Source organism: Mycobacterium sp. (genome assembly GCF_052144515.1).
Lineage (GTDB): Bacteria > Actinomycetota > Actinomycetes > Mycobacteriales > Mycobacteriaceae > Mycobacterium.
The window spans coordinates 41,489-57,271 of record NZ_JBKQQD010000147.1; the positions used below are offsets into that span (position 1 = coordinate 41,489).

The 15,783-nt window shown below is 66.2% G+C and carries 14 protein-coding genes and 1 pseudogene; 8 read left to right on the forward strand and 7 right to left on the reverse strand.

Annotated features, from left to right (window positions below):
- Nucleotides 1-14 precede the first annotated feature (14 nt).
- Nucleotides 15-1,484: a flavin-containing monooxygenase gene (locus ACLP9N_RS08830; protein WP_442407113.1), complete on the forward strand. Its 1,470-nt coding sequence runs from the start codon at nt 15-17 to the stop codon at nt 1,482-1,484.
- An 8-nt stretch (nt 1,485-1,492) separates the two neighbouring features.
- Here the strand turns inward: ACLP9N_RS08830 and ACLP9N_RS08835 are convergent, their stop codons facing one another.
- Nucleotides 1,493-2,911, reverse strand: coding sequence for a trypsin-like peptidase domain-containing protein (locus tag ACLP9N_RS08835; protein ID WP_442407041.1), 1,419 nt, complete (start codon nt 2,909-2,911; stop codon nt 1,493-1,495).
- Between the two features lie 173 nt (nt 2,912-3,084).
- On the opposite strand from ACLP9N_RS08835, the gene ACLP9N_RS08840 reads away from it, so the two are divergent.
- The 3 genes and pseudogenes from ACLP9N_RS08840 to ACLP9N_RS08850 all read left to right on the forward strand — a co-directional run bounded on the left by ACLP9N_RS08840 (nt 3,085) and on the right by ACLP9N_RS08850 (nt 6,175).
- Nucleotides 3,085-4,110: an NAD(P)H-dependent glycerol-3-phosphate dehydrogenase gene (locus ACLP9N_RS08840; protein ID WP_442407042.1), complete on the forward strand. Its 1,026-nt coding sequence runs from the start codon at nt 3,085-3,087 to the stop codon at nt 4,108-4,110.
- 228 nt (nt 4,111-4,338) lie between these two features.
- Nucleotides 4,339-5,589: pseudogene (locus ACLP9N_RS08845) on the forward strand (SulP family inorganic anion transporter); the annotation flags it as partial.
- 178 nt (nt 5,590-5,767) lie between these two features.
- On the forward strand, nt 5,768-6,175 hold the full coding sequence (locus ACLP9N_RS08850) for a hypothetical protein (protein ID WP_442407043.1): 408 nt from the start codon (nt 5,768-5,770) through the stop codon (nt 6,173-6,175).
- Nucleotides 6,176-6,183: 8 nt separating this feature from the next.
- Here the strand turns inward: ACLP9N_RS08850 and htpX are convergent, their stop codons facing one another.
- Entirely contained in the window at nt 6,184-7,044 is an 861-nt protein-coding gene (gene htpX / locus ACLP9N_RS08855; protein WP_442407044.1) for a zinc metalloprotease HtpX, read from the reverse strand.
- Nucleotides 7,045-7,248: 204 nt separating this feature from the next.
- The gene (gene grcC1 / locus ACLP9N_RS08860; protein WP_442407045.1) at nt 7,249-8,256 is read right to left on the reverse strand and encodes a nonaprenyl/(2E,6E)-farnesyl/geranylgeranyl diphosphat synthase; all 1,008 of its coding nucleotides are present in this window, start codon (nt 8,254-8,256) and stop codon (nt 7,249-7,251) included.
- 21 nt (nt 8,257-8,277) lie between these two features.
- Between grcC1 and menJ the strand changes: the two genes are divergently transcribed.
- From menJ to ACLP9N_RS08875, 3 genes are all read left to right on the forward strand, one after another.
- On the forward strand, nt 8,278-9,516 hold the full coding sequence (gene menJ / locus ACLP9N_RS08865; protein WP_442407046.1) for a menaquinone reductase: 1,239 nt from the start codon (nt 8,278-8,280) through the stop codon (nt 9,514-9,516).
- Between the two features lie 114 nt (nt 9,517-9,630).
- A complete protein-coding gene (locus ACLP9N_RS08870) occupies nt 9,631-10,311 on the forward strand; it encodes a class I SAM-dependent methyltransferase (protein WP_442407047.1) in 681 nt (226 codons plus the stop codon).
- A 25-nt stretch (nt 10,312-10,336) separates the two neighbouring features.
- The gene (locus ACLP9N_RS08875) at nt 10,337-10,675 is read left to right on the forward strand and encodes a DUF732 domain-containing protein (protein ID WP_442407048.1); all 339 of its coding nucleotides are present in this window, start codon (nt 10,337-10,339) and stop codon (nt 10,673-10,675) included.
- Here the strand turns inward: ACLP9N_RS08875 and ACLP9N_RS08880 are convergent.
- Complete coding sequence (locus tag ACLP9N_RS08880; protein WP_442407049.1) at nt 10,672-11,361, reverse strand: demethylmenaquinone methyltransferase; 690 nt, start codon at nt 11,359-11,361, stop codon at nt 10,672-10,674. The two genes, ACLP9N_RS08875 and ACLP9N_RS08880, sit on opposite strands and share 4 nt — an antisense overlap.
- Before the next feature lie 123 nt (nt 11,362-11,484).
- Between ACLP9N_RS08880 and ACLP9N_RS08885 the strand changes: the two genes are divergently transcribed.
- The gene (locus ACLP9N_RS08885; RefSeq protein ID WP_442407050.1) at nt 11,485-12,309 is read left to right on the forward strand and encodes an SDR family oxidoreductase; all 825 of its coding nucleotides are present in this window, start codon (nt 11,485-11,487) and stop codon (nt 12,307-12,309) included.
- Here the strand turns inward: ACLP9N_RS08885 and ACLP9N_RS08890 are convergent, their stop codons facing one another.
- The 3 genes from ACLP9N_RS08890 to menD all read right to left on the reverse strand — a co-directional run bounded on the left by ACLP9N_RS08890 (nt 12,310) and on the right by menD (nt 15,703).
- On the reverse strand, nt 12,310-13,473 hold the full coding sequence (locus ACLP9N_RS08890; protein WP_442407051.1) for a glycosyltransferase family 4 protein: 1,164 nt from the start codon (nt 13,471-13,473) through the stop codon (nt 12,310-12,312). It abuts the gene before it with no gap.
- Between the two features lie 78 nt (nt 13,474-13,551).
- Nucleotides 13,552-14,058 (reverse strand): DUF3592 domain-containing protein, encoded by a 507-nt coding sequence (locus ACLP9N_RS08895; protein ID WP_442407052.1) that lies wholly within the window; start codon nt 14,056-14,058, stop codon nt 13,552-13,554.
- Between the two features lie 10 nt (nt 14,059-14,068).
- Nucleotides 14,069-15,703 carry a 2-succinyl-5-enolpyruvyl-6-hydroxy-3-cyclohexene-1-carboxylic-acid synthase gene (gene menD, locus ACLP9N_RS08900; RefSeq protein WP_442407053.1) on the reverse strand — a complete coding sequence of 545 codons (1,635 nt, stop codon included), beginning with the start codon at nt 15,701-15,703 and terminating at the stop codon, nt 14,069-14,071.
- Nucleotides 15,704-15,783 lie beyond the last annotated feature (80 nt).

Below are 15,783 nucleotides of genomic sequence, written 5' to 3' on the forward strand. Positions count from 1 at the left end.
CTACCCAGCAAGACATCGACATCGACGTCGACGTCCTCATCGTCGGCGCCGGCATCTCGGGCCTCGGCGCGGCCTACCGGCTCAACGAGCGCAACCCGCACCTGACCTACACCATCTTGGAGCGGCGCGCGCAGATCGGCGGTACGTGGGATTTGTTCCGCTACCCCGGGGTGCGCTCCGACAGCAGCATGTTCACGCTGTCCTTTCCGTGGGAGCCGTGGACCCGCAAGGAAGGCGTCGCTGACGCCGAGCACATCCGCGAGTACCTGACTGCCACCGCGCACAAGTACGGCATCGACCGCCACATCCAGTTCAACAGCCACGTCCGCTCGGCGGACTGGGATTCTGCCACCGACACCTGGACGGTCACCGTCGAACACAACGGCGCGCGCAGGCTGCACCGCAGCCGGTTCCTGTTCTTCGCCAGCGGTTACTACAACTACGACGAGGGCTACACCCCGGATTTCCCCGGCATCGAGCAGTTCGGCGGCACGGTCATACATCCGCAGCACTGGCCGGAAGACCTGGACTACACGGGCAAGAAAATCGTGGTGATCGGCAGCGGCGCCACCGCGGTCACGCTGATCCCGTCGCTGACCGACCGGGCGGAAAAGGTGACGATGCTGCAGCGTTCGCCGACCTACATGATGGCGGCATCCAGGTACAGCAAGTTCGCTGCCGTTGTACGTAAAGTGTTGCCCCGCAAACCTTCCCACGCGCTCATCCGAATGCACGTTGCGTTGACGGAGGCGGTGTTCGTTTTCCTGTCCCGCAAGCTACCGGATGTCGTGAAGTGGTTGGTGCGGCGCAGGGCGATCAACAAGCTGCCCGAGGGCTACGACGTCGACACCCACTTCAAACCCCGGTACAACCCGTGGGACCAACGCATGTGCCTGATCCCCGACGCCGACCTGTACACCGCGATCACCGAGGGACGGGCCGAGGTGGCCACCGACCACATCGACCATTTTGACGCCACCGGTATCGCACTCGAATCCGGCGCGCACCTCGATGCCGACATCATCGTCACCGCCACCGGCCTGCAGTTGCAGGCACTCGGCGGAGCCACGATCAGCCTGGACGGCGTCGAGATCAATCCCTGCGACCGCTTCGTCTACAAGGCGCACATGCTCGAAGACGTGCCCAACCTGTTCTGGTGTGTGGGCTACACGAAGGCATCCTGGACGCTGCGCGCCGACATAACGGCCCGGGCCACGGCAAAACTGCTGGCGCACATGGCCTCTCACGGTTACACGCACGCCTACCCACACCGCGGCAACCAGCCGATGCGCGAAAAGCCGTCATGGGACATTCAGGCCAACTATGTGAAGCGGTCGTTGCACGCGCTGCCCAAGTCGGGAACCAAACGGCCGTGGAACGTGCGGCAGAACTATCTCGCCGACGCCATCGACTACCGATTCGACCGCATCGAGGAGTCGATGGTGTTCGGCCGCGTCCCCGACCGCGCGCCTGTGGCGGGGTAGTCGGCCCGCTACGCGGATTCGTCGACGGAGACTTTCTTCCCGCAGTTGGGACAAAACTTTTCGGCATGATGGTGCTCTGCACCGCAGTTCGCGCAGTAGTGGGGTTCGGATGGCGTCAACTGCTGCGCGGGAACTAGGCGGATGGGTTTGGCCATGCCGGTTTCTTGTTCCTCAGACGCGAGTCGCTGCCGACGGCTTCTGAGCACCGTGAAGGTCATCCAACCAGCGACGGCGAGCACCAGAAGAGCACCACTTATCAAGTACCGCAACATGTTCGAGCTTCGGAATACCGAAACGTCGCCGTACTGCTGGCGCAGGTTGACTGCGCTTGTCTTGAGATCGAGCGCTCCGGGATAGTCGGGCGACATCGCCAACGTCTGGTCGAAATCCTTGATCGCGTCGGTGTAATGGCCGGCGTAATAACGGTCGAGCCCTTTGCGGTAGGTCACGTCGGCGGGTCCGAGCGTCGCCTTGACACCTTTGCCCACCAGCATCGTCGCCAGACCGTCCGCGGGTGCTACGAAGTTGAACGCCTGCGGCTCGCCCACCGGGCCGAAGCTGTTCACGCCAATCACCTTGCCGCCGAGATCGATAGTCGGTCCACCGCTCATGCCTTCGGAGACCGCGGCATCGATCTCATATACCGGGCTGCCGTCGATGGTCGACTTTTTGCTGACCTTGCCGCTCTTGTTCGTCGGGTCCAGCGACGGACCGGTCACCCGGATGGTGCTCAGTGGGAAACCCACGGCAAGAATCGACGTGCCGATGCTGACGTCGGCGTCGGTGGCCAGCTCGGACGACGGCAAGTTGTGCTTTTCCACCTTGAGGAGGGCGACGTCGCCCCTTTTAAGGGGCCGGAAGTCCACGACGTTGGCGGGCAGCTTCGCGGCGACCTTTGTCCCGGTGCCGTACACCAGCGTGAAGCTGATGTCAAGACCCTGGTCGGAGGTGCCTTCGACGCGCGCGTTCTTCTGAAGCCACGCCAGCGCCGCGGCCGAGTCCGAGCCCTCCGGGGAGTCCGGAAACTGAGCCATATAGTCACTGGCAGCGTTCTTGAGTATCAACTCCTTGGCGCTCTCTGGATCGACGCAGTGACCGGCAGTCGCCACCCAACCGTCGGGATTGACGACGAAACCGGTGCAGTCCCAGGTCGCGAGGTAGGGCATACCGATGCCCACGCCGTATTGAGACAGTAACTGGCCAGTGGGCAGCCGGACCCGGCCGTACGTTTGGGCCGCGAGGTACATCACGGCCGGACGTATCCGGGCCGCCGCCGCTGCCTCCGGGTTGGCTTGTGGACGACCCCCGTCGGCAGATGCTGCCGGCGATCCGGCCAACACCGCAAGAGCAGTCGCAGACAGCAACGCAAAGACTCGGTAGCGGCGGGACACGGATCTCGACCGTGGCAGGCCGGCCCGTCCGGGCATGATTCCTCCTCATATCGAACCTGATCTCAACCATCCGGCACGTCCCACGGTGGGAGTAGGGGCCGAAGTCCCATTGCGCAGAGGTCATTGGTTCCCAGGCCGGACACGCGGCATAGGGCCCGCACTGGGTGAACTGCTTCTCAACGTCAGATGTCCGCAATACGCTGATCTCCATGTCGACGGAGAAGCGCGAACCTACAGTCGTTGTCCTCGGTGGCGGTTCCTGGGGCACCACCGTGGCGTCAATCTGTGCACGCCGCGGACCGACGCTGCAGTGGGTGCGCTCCGATGCGACCGCCAAGGACATCAACGATCATCACCGCAACAGCCGCTACCTCGGTAACGACGTCGTCCTGAGCGACACGCTGCGCGCCACCATCGACTTCGCCGAGGCCGCCCACTGCGCCGACGTCGTCGTGATGGGCGTGCCATCACACGGCTTCCGCGGCGTGCTGACCGAGCTGGCCAAGGAACTGCGGCCGTGGGTGCCGGTGGTGTCACTGGTCAAGGGGCTCGAGCAGGGCACCAACATGCGGATGTCGCAGATCGTCGAGGAGGTGCTGCCCGGTCACCCGGCGGGCATCCTGGCCGGGCCCAACATCGCGCGCGAAGTGGCCGAGGGCTACGCGGCCGCGGCGGTGCTGGCGATGCCCGACCAACATCTGGCAACCCGACTGGCGGCGTTGTTCCGCACCCGCCGCTTCCGCGTCTACACCACCGACGACGTCGTCGGCGTCGAGGCCGCGGGCGCCCTCAAGAACGTTTTCGCCATCGCGGTCGGGATGGGTTACTCGCTGGGTATCGGCGAGAACACCCGTGCGCTGGTGATCGCCCGCGCGCTGCGCGAGATGACGAAGCTGGGCGTGGCGCTGGGCGGGGAGAGCGAAACCTTCCCCGGACTGGCCGGCCTGGGCGACCTCATCGTCACCTGTACCAGCCAGCGCAGCCGCAACCGCCACGTCGGTGAGCAGCTCGGTGCGGGCAAGTCGATCGACGAGATCATCGCGTCGATGAATCAGGTCGCCGAAGGCGTCAAAGCCGCGAGCGTGATCATGGAATTCGCCAACGAGTTTGGGCTGAACATGCCAATCGCACGCGAAGTGGACGCGGTGATCAACTACGGCTCGAACGTTGAGGAAGCCTATCGGGGCCTGATTGCCGAGGTCCCGGGGCACGAGGTATACGGCTCAGGCTTCTGACCCGGCGCGCGGAGCGCATTGAGTTCTTTGCGTTCCGTATGCACCCGGCTCGTCAGCTTGACCCGTGCTGCCCCGCCCCAATACCGTCGAACGCAGCAGCCAGGCGTGCCGGGCGCGAATAGTCGCGCCGTAATCACCTGTGCGCCAACTAGTTACGTCTACGTAACGTCCCCCGCTAGGGCCCAACGAGGGAGCTAACCATGCAGCGCCTAGAAATATTCGAACGACTGGGTGCGATTCTGCGATATCACCGTCGCCGCAGGTGTCCTGCAAGTCGCGTTGGGGCTCAGCCGAGTTGCTCGAGCCGCGCTTGCGATCTCGCCCGTCGTCGTGCACGCGATGCTGGCCGGCATTGGAATCACGATCGCCCTGCAACAGACCCACGTATTACTGGGCGGCAAATCTAAAAGCACGGCCTGGCACAACGTCATTGAGCTTCCGGCGCAAGTCATCGGAGCCCACCGGCACGGGGTCATCCTGGGCGTACTCGTGATCGTCATCCTGATCGCCTGGCGGCGGGTTCCGGCCAAGGTCCGCCGTATTCCCGGCCCGTTGGTTGCCATTGTTGGCGTCACCGTAATCTCCGTGGTTTTCCCGTTCGATGTACGACGGATCGACCTCGAGGGTTCGGCACTAGACGCACTGGAACTTCCCGATATCCCGCACGGCGACTGGGGCGCGATCGTAGTCGCCGTAGTAACCATCACGCTCATAACCAGTGTCCAGAGCCTGTTGACCGCGGTGTCGATCGACCGGATGCACAACGGGCCACGAACCGACTTCAACCGCGAGCTGATCGGACAAGGCGCAGCCAACATCGTGTCCGGTGCGGTCAGTGGCCTTGCCATCGCCGACGTAATCGTCCGTAGCGCAGCCAATGTCAGCGCGGGAGCCAGAACCCGCGCCTCGACAATCATGCACGGCTTCTGGATCCTGCTGTTCACCATTCCGTTCGCCGAGTTGGTCGAACAGATCCCCACCGCCGCGCTTGCCGGCCTACTCATTGTGATCGGCATCGAGCTGCTGAAGCCAGCCCATATCGAAACCGCGCTACGCAACCGCGATTTCGCTGTCTACGCAGTGACGACTTTCAGCGTCGTCTTCCTCAATCTGATGCACGGCGTGATGATTGGACTCGCGCTGGCCGTCGCGCTGACCGGATGGCGGGTGATCCGGGCCAGCGTTGAGGCCGAGCCCGTGGGTGAGGACTGGCGCGTCACGGTCGAGGGAGCATGCACCTTCCTCGCACTGCCTCGGCTGACACGCGTGCTGGCGTCGATCCCTGCCGGCAGGAATGTGGAGGTCACCATTTCGGTGAACTACCTCGATCATGCTGCACATCAAGCGATTACCGACTGGCGGAGACAGCACCAAGCCACAGGTGGCACCGTTCGGATCCAGGGTGTGGTCGAGACCGGTCAACTCGCACGCCGCACCGTGAGCGACCTATTCGAAACCGAACGGCCCGAAGCCGCCTAGATTAAGCAGCCCGCGACGCAAGAATTTCGCAAGAATTACGCGAGGATCCGGCAAGCGTTCTGCGGCATCCTCGATAGCGAACCGGTCTTGCGTGGGGTGGCCGGGGGCGGCGTCTTGGCTGACCTGCCCCCGGCCAATGCCGGGGAAGACAACGACTCCCGCAGAAAAGAAGTTATCGATGCGGATCACAGCGATAGCGATGGCCGGCCTGGTGGCCGGCACGCTGGTGACAGCCAGTCCCGCGCAGGCCGACGTGGCGGCGCAACCCGCACTCACCCATTTCTACCCGCAGCAACCCGCCTTCAGCCTGAGCCCCCAATCCGACGCGGAAGAGGTGCGGCGGGAAATCGTCGACCTGGACGCAGCCTGGGGCAGCCTGACCCCGGCGGAACGAAATCAGCGACTAGCACAGATCCAGCAGCAGCTCACCAACTTGGATTTTGAGACCCGCAATATGCCTCAAGATCAAAAGGCGGGGGTGGACCTGATTCTGCTGCCGTCGCTCGTCAACCTCGGCAGCCTGCTCGGGAAGGCTCAGGGCCCTAATCAGCCGTGTTACTTCCCGGCCTGCCTGCCCGGGCTGTAGCAGGGGTCTTACCCCCGCGCCATGGCCTCCAGCCGGCGAATGCGGTCCTCAATCGGCGGGTGCGTCGAGAACATCGAACCGATCCGCTCACCCGCACGGAACGGGTTGGCGATCATCAGGTGCGCCTGGCTGGCCAGCTGCGGCTCCGGCGGCAGCGGGGCCGCCTGCACGCCGCCCGAAATCTTGCGCAGCGCCGACGCCAGCGCGAGCGGGTCGCCGGTCAGCATCGCGCCCGATTCGTCCGCCTGGTACTCGCGCGACCGCGAGACCGCCAGCCGCACCACCGTGGCAGCGATGGGACCCAACAACGAAACCAGCAGCAGCGCAAAGGGATTCTCGCCGTCTCGTTCACCGCCGAACATTCCCATCCACATCGCCATGTTGGCCAGCGCGGTGATCACCCCGGCCAGCGCGCCGGCGACACAGGAGATCAGGATGTCGCGGTTGTAGACGTGTGACAGCTCGTGTCCCAGCACGGCGCGCAGCTCGCGCTCGTTGAGGATGTCCAGGATGCCGGTGGTGCAACAGACGGCGGCATTGCGCGGGTTGCGGCCGGTGGCGAACGCGTTCGGCGCGTTGGTGTCACTGATGTACAGCCGCGGCATCGGCTGGTGCGCGGCAGTGGCCAGCTCGCGCACGATCCGGTACATCACCGGCGCCTGCACCTCGGAGACCGGCTGCGCGTGCATCGCCCGCAGCGCCAGCTTGTCGCTGTTGAAGTACGTGTAGACGTTGATCCCGACAGCGAAAAGCGCCGCGAAAAACAGCGCCGTCCTGCCGAACATCGCACCGACGGCCACGATCATGGTGGACATACCGACCAACAAGACGAACGTCTTCAGGCTGTTGGCATGCGGATGCCAGGTCATCAGTGTCCTCCTACGAACACACGGGTAAAGCTGACTACAAATCATTGAACGCTCGGGATGACCACCTGGGTTCCAGGACGCGCGGTGAGCCGCTAGCCCTGATGGTGGCGACCCGCTTCACCCGGCTCCGCCACGCTCGCGATCGCCACTAGCCCTGCCGGTGGCGACCCGCTTCACCCGGCTCCGCCGCGCTCGCGATCGCCACTAGCCCTGCCGGCTGATGGTGTAGTCGACCAGGGCAGCAAGTGCGCGGCGGCCGGGGATGTCGGGCAGCAGGTCCAGCTCGTGACGCGCCTCGGCCGCGTACTGGCCCAGGACGTCCTTGGCCTTCGCCATTCCCGGCGACGCGCGCAACAGCGTCAGCGCCTCGATGACCTCTGCGTCGTCCGTTATCGGTCCGGCCAGCAGCTCGCGCAGCCGGGCACCTTCGGGCCCGGTCTCGGCCAGCGCGTAGAGCATCGGCAGGGTGTGCACGCCTTCGCGCAGATCGGTGCCGGGTACCTTGCCCGACTCTTCGGACTCGCTGTCGATGTCGATGATGTCGTCGGAGATCTGAAACGCGGTTCCGACGAGGCCGCCCAGCCGATCCAGCCGCTCGACCTGCTCGTCGTCGGCGCCGGAGAACATCGCGCCGAACCGGCCGGCCGCACCGATGAGGCAGCCCGTCTTCTCGTGCACCACCTTCAGGTAGTGCTCGACCGAATCCACCCCCTCGGCGGCGCCGCGGGTCTCGCGCATCTGCCCGGTCACCAGCTGAGCGAACGTCTCGGCGATCAGGCGCACCGCCTCCGGTCCCAGCCGCGATACCAATCGCGACGCCGTCGCAAACAGATAGTCACCGGCCAGGATGGCGACATTGTTGCCCCAACGCGCGTTGGCGCTGGGCGCGCCGCGGCGCACGGCCGCCTCGTCCATCACGTCGTCGTGGTACAGCGTCGCCAGGTGCACCATTTCGATGACCGCGGCTGCCGTCGTCACCTCCCAGGCGTCCGGCCGAGGCCCGATCTGGGCGGCTAACACCGTGAACAGCGGCCGGAATCGTTTACCGCCGGCCAAAAACAGGTGCAGCAGCGAATCGGTCATCACCTCGTCGGCACCGCGCAGCTCGGTGTCCATCAGCTGCTCGACCCGCGCAACCCCGTCTCGCACGGTCGCGGCGAACTCGGCGTTGCCGAAGTCGACGCCCGTCACCACCGTCGCCGGAGTACCCATTCGACCAACATACTGGTGGGCGTGCGAACCAAAGCCTCCAGCGCCGACCTGGTCGTCGTGGGCGCTGGACCCGCGGGATCGGCCGCGGCCGCCTGGGCGGCCCGCGCCGGCAGCGACGTACTCGTCATCGACTCGGCCAGCTTCCCCCGGGACAAGGCCTGCGGTGACGGGTTGACGCCGCGCGCGGTCGCCGAGCTGGAACGGATGGGGCTGGGCGACTGGCTGGATACCCGCATCCGGCACCGGGGCTTGCGGATGAGCGGTTTCGGCGGCGAGGTGGAAGTGGACTGGCCCGGCCCGTCGTTCCCGTCGACCGGCAGCGCGGTGGCCCGCCTGGAGTTGGACGACCGGATTCGCAAAGTCGCCGAGGAGTCCGGGGCGCGCATGCTGCTCGGCACCAAAGCCGTTGCCGTTCACCATGACTCATCGCGACGGGTGGTATCGCTGACGCTGGCCGACGGCGCCGAGGTGGGCTGCCGCGAGCTGATCGTCGCCGACGGGGCCCGGTCCTCGCTGGGGCGCAAGCTGGGCCGGCGATGGCATCAGGAGACGGCGTATGGCGTTGCCGCCCGTGGGTATCTCAGCACCGACCGCAGCGACGACCCCTGGCTGACGTCGCATCTGGAACTGCGCTCCCCCGACGGCGCCGTGCTGCCCGGCTACGGCTGGATTTTCCCGCTGGGCAACGGCGAGGTGAACATCGGCGTCGGCGCGTTGTCGACGTCAAAGCGGCCGGCGGATCTGGCGCTGCGGCCGCTGATTTCGTATTACACCGACCTGCGCCGCGACGAGTGGGGCTTTACCGGCCAGCCGCGCGCGGTGTCGTCGGCGCTGCTGCCGATGGGCGGCGCGGTTTCCGGGGTGGCCGGGCCGAACTGGATGCTGATCGGCGACGCCGCGGCATGCGTCAACCCGCTTAACGGCGAAGGCATCGACTACGGGCTGGAGACTGGCCGGCTGGCCGCTGAAATGCTGGGGCTGCTGGGCGCGCGCGACCTGTCGCGGGCGTGGCCGTCGGTGCTGCAGCAGCACTACGGCCGCGGGTTTTCGGTCGCGCGCCGACTCGCGCTGTTGCTGACCTTCCAGCGGTTCCTGCCCACGACCGGACCGATCGCGATGCGCTCCAGCGCGCTGATGACGATTGCCGTGCGGGTGATGGCCAACCTGGTCACCGACGACGACGCCGATTGGGTGGCGCGGCTGTGGCGGGGAGGTGGCCGGGTGTCGCGGCTGCTCGATCGCCGACCGCCGTTCAGCTGAGGACGCCGAGCAGACGTAAAAGTCGCCGAAAAGCATGGTTTCGCAGACTTTTGCGTCTGCTCGCCAATATCAAGGTCATTGACATATATCAGCCAGATTGATATATCTGGTGGCATGACTGAGACAGATTTCCAATTTGAATCGGCGTATCGCGGCGAATCCGAGCAGTTTGGTGAGGGCGTCCGCCCGCCGTGGAGCATCGGCAAACCACAGCCTGAGCTGGCCGCCCTGATCGAGCAGGGCAAGTTTCACGGCGACGTGCTGGACGTTGGCTGCGGGGAAGCAGCCATCTCGCTGCACCTGGCCGAGCGGGGCTACACCACCGTCGGACTGGACCTGTCACCGACCGCCATCGACCTGGCCCGGCGCGAGGCCGAGAAGCGGGGCCTGACCAACGTCAGCTTCGCGGTGGCCGACATCAGCGATTTCACCGGCTTCCCGCCGGGATCAGCCGGCCGGTTCGGGACCATTGTCGACAGCACGTTGTTCCATTCCATCCCGGTCGAGGCCCGCGAGGGCTACCAGCAATCGATCGTCCGGGCCGCGGCCCCGGGTGCGTCCTACTTTGCCCTCGTCTTCGACAGGGCAGCGGTGTCCGGAGGACCGATCAACGCCGTCACCGAGGATGAGCTCCGTGACGTGGTGTCCAAGTACTGGGTCGTCGACGAGATCAAGCCAGCCCGGCTGCACGCCAAGGCGCCGAAGGACTTCTTCGGGAGCATGGAGGTCCGCGAGGAGCCCAATGGCTTCGTATCGGTTGGCGGCTGGCTACTGTCGGCGAACCTGGGCTCCTAGAACAGTCAGGTGTATAGTCCGCCTAATGAAGGGGACGAGCCTCGCTGCCGGGGTTGCCATGGCAGCCGCCGCTATCGCACTGGCCGCACCGGCACAGGCCGACGATTGGGACTACCCGTTCAACGCTCAGCTCCACGCCTACGGCATTTACGGCCCGCAGGACTACAATGCCTGGCTGGCCAAGATCAGCTGCGAGCGGATCGGCAGGGGTGTGGACGGCGACGCGTACAAGTCGGCGACTTTCATCCAGCACAACCTGCCGCGAGGCACCACGCAAGGCCAGGCGTTCCAGTTCCTGGGCGCCGCGATCGACCAGTACTGCCCTGACCAGGTCGGCTTCCTGCAGCGGGCCGGCACTCACTAAGCCGGCTTGTATCCGGCGTGCAACGCCACGATGCCGCCGGTCAGGTTGCGCCACCGCACAGCTGACCACCCGGCCCGGGAAATCTGGTGCGCCAGCGTCGCCTGGTCGGGCCAGGCTCTGATCGACTCGGCGAGGTAGACGTAGGCATCGGGGTTGCTGGACACCGCTCGCGCGACCTTCGGTAATGCCCGCATCAGATACTCCTTGTAAGCGGTGGCAAACAGCGCGTTGGTGGGTGTGGAGAATTCGCACACCAGTAGCCGACCGCCGGGCCGGGTGACGCGGGCCATCTCGCGCAGCCCCGCCTGCGGGTCGGCGACGTTGCGCAACCCGAAACTTATCGTGACCGCATCGAATACGCCGTCGCCAAACGGCAGCCGGGTGGCGTCACCGGCAACCTTGGGCACCTTGCGCGCTTCGCCGGCCGCGAGCATCCCGACCGAAAAATCGGCCGCCACACACCACGCCCCGGACTTGGCCAGCTCCACTGTGGACACCGCGGTACCCGCGGCCAGGTCCAGCGCCTTGTCACCCGGCCCGATCCGCAGGGCCGAGCGGGTGGCGCGCCGCCAGTGCCGATCCTGGCCTAGCGACAGCACGGTGTTGGTCAGGTCATAGCGGCGGGCTACGCCGTCGAACATCGACGCGACGTCCCGGGGGTCCTTATCCAGGGCGGCGCGACTCATGGCGTCGACGCTACCTTCCGCCCGGCGACGATGCGGCCCTCGGATCGGGGTGAGAGCGGGGTGAAGAGGAGCCGGGCAATCGGACCGGGGAATGGTGTGTCGGCGAATGCGTTACAGAACTGCGTGAGCGAAAAAGTTTGGTTTATCACCGGTACCTCGCGCGGATTCGGGCGCGAATGGGCGATCGCCGCGTTGCAGCGCGGCGACAAGGTCGCAGCGACGGCACGCAACACCGCAGCGCTGGACGATCTGGTGGAACGGTACGGCGACGCGCTGATGCCGATTCGCCTGGACGTCACCGATCGAGACGCCGACTTCGCGGCGGTCAAGCAGGCACACAACCATTTCGGTCGGCTGGACATCGTGGTGAACAACGCCGGCTACGGCCAATTCGGGTTCGTCGAGGAACTCTCCGAACAAGAGGCACGCGACCAGATCGAGACCAACGTGTTCGGGGCGCTGTGGATCACCCAGGCCGCGTTGCCCTGCCTGCGTGAGCAGCGCAGCGGGCACATCATCCAGGTGTCCTCGATCGGCGGCATCACCGCGTTTCCTAGCGTCGGCATCTACCACGCCTCGAAGTGGGCGCTGGAGGGTTTCTCCCAGTCGCTGGCCCAGGAGGTCGCACCGTTCGGCGTGCATGTCACGTTGATCGAACCCGTTGGTTACTCCACCGACTGGGGCGGCTCGTCGGCAAAACACGCCGAGCGCCTGCCCGGCTATGACGAGGTGCATGCGGCGACCGAAGCCGAACGCAGTCGGCGGTGGTCTCAACCGGGCAACCCCAACGCGTCGGCGGCCGCGCTGCTGAAGGTGGTCGACGCCGAGGAGCCGCCGCTGCGGGCATTCTTCGGCGCTTCGGCGCTGGCTATCGCGAAGGCCGACTACGAAAACCGGCTACGCACGTGGGAAAAGTGGCAGCCGGTCGCGGAGCTCGCACAGGGCTAGTCACTCCCCCTGCGCGTATCGCCTAAGCGACGTACGCGACATGCGCGCTCGCGCGTGGGGCGACTGCACCGCCTCGTAATGGCCAAGCAGCTCGTCACAAATGACCGGCCAGCTGCGGCCCAGCACGCTGCGCCGGGCGGCTTGCGAATAGCGGTGGCGTTCTTCCAGAAGGGCGGCGACGGCCTCGGGCAGCCGCGCCTCGAACTCGTTGACTCCCAACAGCAGTCCGGTGCGGAAGGGGGCTACCAGGTCGCGTGGCCCGCCGGCGTCGGGGGCGATCACCGGCAACCCCGACGCCAGTGCTTCCTGCACGACTTGGCAAAACGTCTCGTGCTCACCCGTATGCACGAAAACGTCCATGCTCGCATACGCCGCGGCGAGCTCGTCGCCGTACAGCGCACCGGTGAAAACCGCTGTGGGCATTGCTGATTGCAGCTTCTGTCGATCGACGCCGTCGCCCACGATGACGAGCTGCACCGCGTCGTTGGCGGCCAACGCCCGTAGCCGCTCGGCATGCTTCTCCGGCGCCAGCCGCCCGACAAATCCGACGATCGGTTTGTGATCCGGTGACCATCGCCGCCGGAGCTCCTCGTCACGAGCCGACGGGGCGAACCGTAGTATGTCGACACCCCGTGCCCACTGATGTACCCGTGGAAATCGATGGGCAGCAAGGGATTCCATCGTCGCGCTGGACGGCGCTAGGGTGCGGTCGGCAAGGCCGTGCAGGTGGCGGAACCATGCCCACGCGGCACGCGTCGTAATCCCGATGCCGTAGCTGGCCGCGAAACCGGGGACGTCGGTTTGGTATACCGCTACCGTCGGCACGCCCAGACGGCGAGCCGCCCGCACGCCGCCGTAGCCCAGCAGCGCCGGCGATGCGAGATGGATCACGTGGGGCTCGAATCCGCGTAGCGCGCGCACCATTCCGGGCACGGGCACGCCCAGCGGCAAGGTGGTCACCTTCGGAAACATTCGAGACGGCACCCGATGGATTCGGATGCCGTCGTGAATTCGTTCCGCCCGGAGTTCGCCCGGCGGGTTATCGGGTGCGACAACTAGGGCTTCGTGGCCTGTTCGGCGCAGATGCTCGAGTATCCGAAGAACTGAGTTGCTGACACCATTGACTTGGGGGAGGAAGGACTCGGCGACGATCGCAACGCGCACGCCACCAATAGTGGCAGCACCGGCTGTCGATAAGGTTTCCTGACGGCATACGGGGCGCGAAATTTGCTGGTCAAAGCGTCAGGACGGCGCTTCGCGGCGATCCAGCCGTTTGTCCAGCAACGCCAAACCCACCAGCATGATCGTTGCGGCCAGCCAGCACACCACTGCGATGGACCCCGCCGGGATGATCGCCAGCCCGGCGTTGCGGTGCTGCACGCGGACCAGGTTCGCGTCTTTCTTGTTGTATTCCACGTAAATCCGCATGCCGGTAGCCAATTCGGACGGGTACAGCACACCGAGTTCGGGCCGGTAGGTGACGCGCTCGGGTGTGACGAACTCGATCGTGGAGCGCCGCGGCCCCGCGCTGAGCACCTCGGCTTGCGCGACGCCCATGTTGCGTTGGATTGCCAGGTCGTCGCGCCAGGCCCCGGCCACCAGCAGCAGCGACTGCAGCGTGACCAGACCGGTCACGATCAGAATGGCGATCCGGACCCAGCGTAGGGCAATCCGTGCCCGGGTTTTCGGTGGTTCATCGCTGCGTCCGTGAATAAGTAAGTGGAGCAACGATTTTGGCGATATCGCCATTATTCAAACCTCATAGCGCGGCCTTGATGGCGGCGTGTAGCTGCCGCAGCGTGGAGCGGTCGGCCTTGACTTCCAGTACCCGCATACCTACACCGGGTTCAGCGAGGGCCGCTTGCAGCTCGTCGACTTCGATTTGCCGACTCTCCACGTGATAGGCGCGACACAGCGCGCCTACGTCGACGTCGTGGGGGGTGCCGAAGATTCGCGCCGACACATCGGAGAATCTCGGGTCGCCCTGCTCGAGCAGTTCGAAAATGCCGCCGCCGTTGTCATTGGACACCACGATCGTCAGCCGTTGCGGTGTCCGTTCGGTGGGCCCGATCAGCAGCCCGGAGCTGTCGTGGACGAACGTCAGGTCACCGATCAGCGCGATGGTGCGTCCCTCATAGGCCAATGCGGCACCGATCGCGGTGGACACGGTGCCGTCGATGCCGGCCACGCCGCGGTTGGACCGCACCCGGATGCCGTCGGTGTTGAGGCCGACCAGCGCCGCATCGCGGACCGGGTTGGACGCGCCCAGCACCAGTTGATCACCCGGCCGCAGCGCGTCCACTACGGCGGCGGCGACGTGCAGGCCGGTCGTCAGCGGGTGCGCCGCCAACTGGCTGCGGACCGCCGCGTAGGCGTGCCGGTTCGCCTCCGCACAGCGCCGCAGCCAGGCCGGGTCCGGTGTCCCGGTGGTGACCGCCCGCGTGCCGGTGGCCTGCGAGTTTCCCGAGACATCCGGCCAGCGCGGCCCGGTGGTCAGCGCGTAGACGGGCACTTGCGGATCGGCCAGCAGCGCCGACACCGGGCGGTGCAGAGTGGGGCGGCCGAGCATGATCACCTGCTTGGGGCGCAGTAGCGGCAGTGCCAGCGGGTGCAAGGGGTTGGCCCCCGATGGCGGAGAGGGCGCCGTCGGCTCCGCGACGGTCGGCAATCCCGCCAAGTTGGGGTGCACGCCCGCGCCGTGCCCGGCGATCACGACGGTGTCGGGCGTCAGATCGATGGCCAGCGGCTGGTCGAAAGTTACCGGCGGCGTGTAGGTCCACGGCTTACCGTCGGGCCGGCCCTGCGGAGTCACCGCGCCGTGCGGCTCTGGGTCCGGCACCAGCGGCTCGCGCAGCGGGATGTCGAACTGCACCGGTCCGGCGTTGGCGGAGCGAGAACCGTTGGCGGCCACCACTACTCGGCAGGTCGCCGATCGCCAGGTGGCGTTCATCGAATCCAGCCGCTCGGGTGCGTCCTCGGCCAGGCCCAGGCTGATGGCGGCGCGAACCTGGGTGCCGAAGTAGCCCAGTTGCTCCATGGTCTGATTGGCCCCGGTGCCGAGCAACTCGTAGGGCCGGTTGGCCGAGAGCACGATCAGCGGCACCCGGGCGTAGTTGGCCTCGACCACCGCCGGTCCGAGGTTGGCCACGGCGCTGCCCGACGTCATCGCGACACACACCGGCGCGTCGGCGGAGATCGCCAGCCCGATGGCCAGATAGCCGGCGGTGCGCTCGTCGATGCGGACGTGCAACCGGATCCGGCCGCCACGGTCGGCTTCCTGCAGCGCGAACGCCAGCGGCGCGTTCCGCGACCCGGGGCACAGCACCACGTCGCGGACGCCGCCGCGGATCAGCTCGTCAACGACGACGCGGGCCTGTGTCGTCGAGGGGTTCACTCCTACAGGGTGTCACAGCCGGGTGATCCGGAATGTCTGAGCGGGCGCCCCAGGCGTCTTGTCCATCCGTCACACTGGTC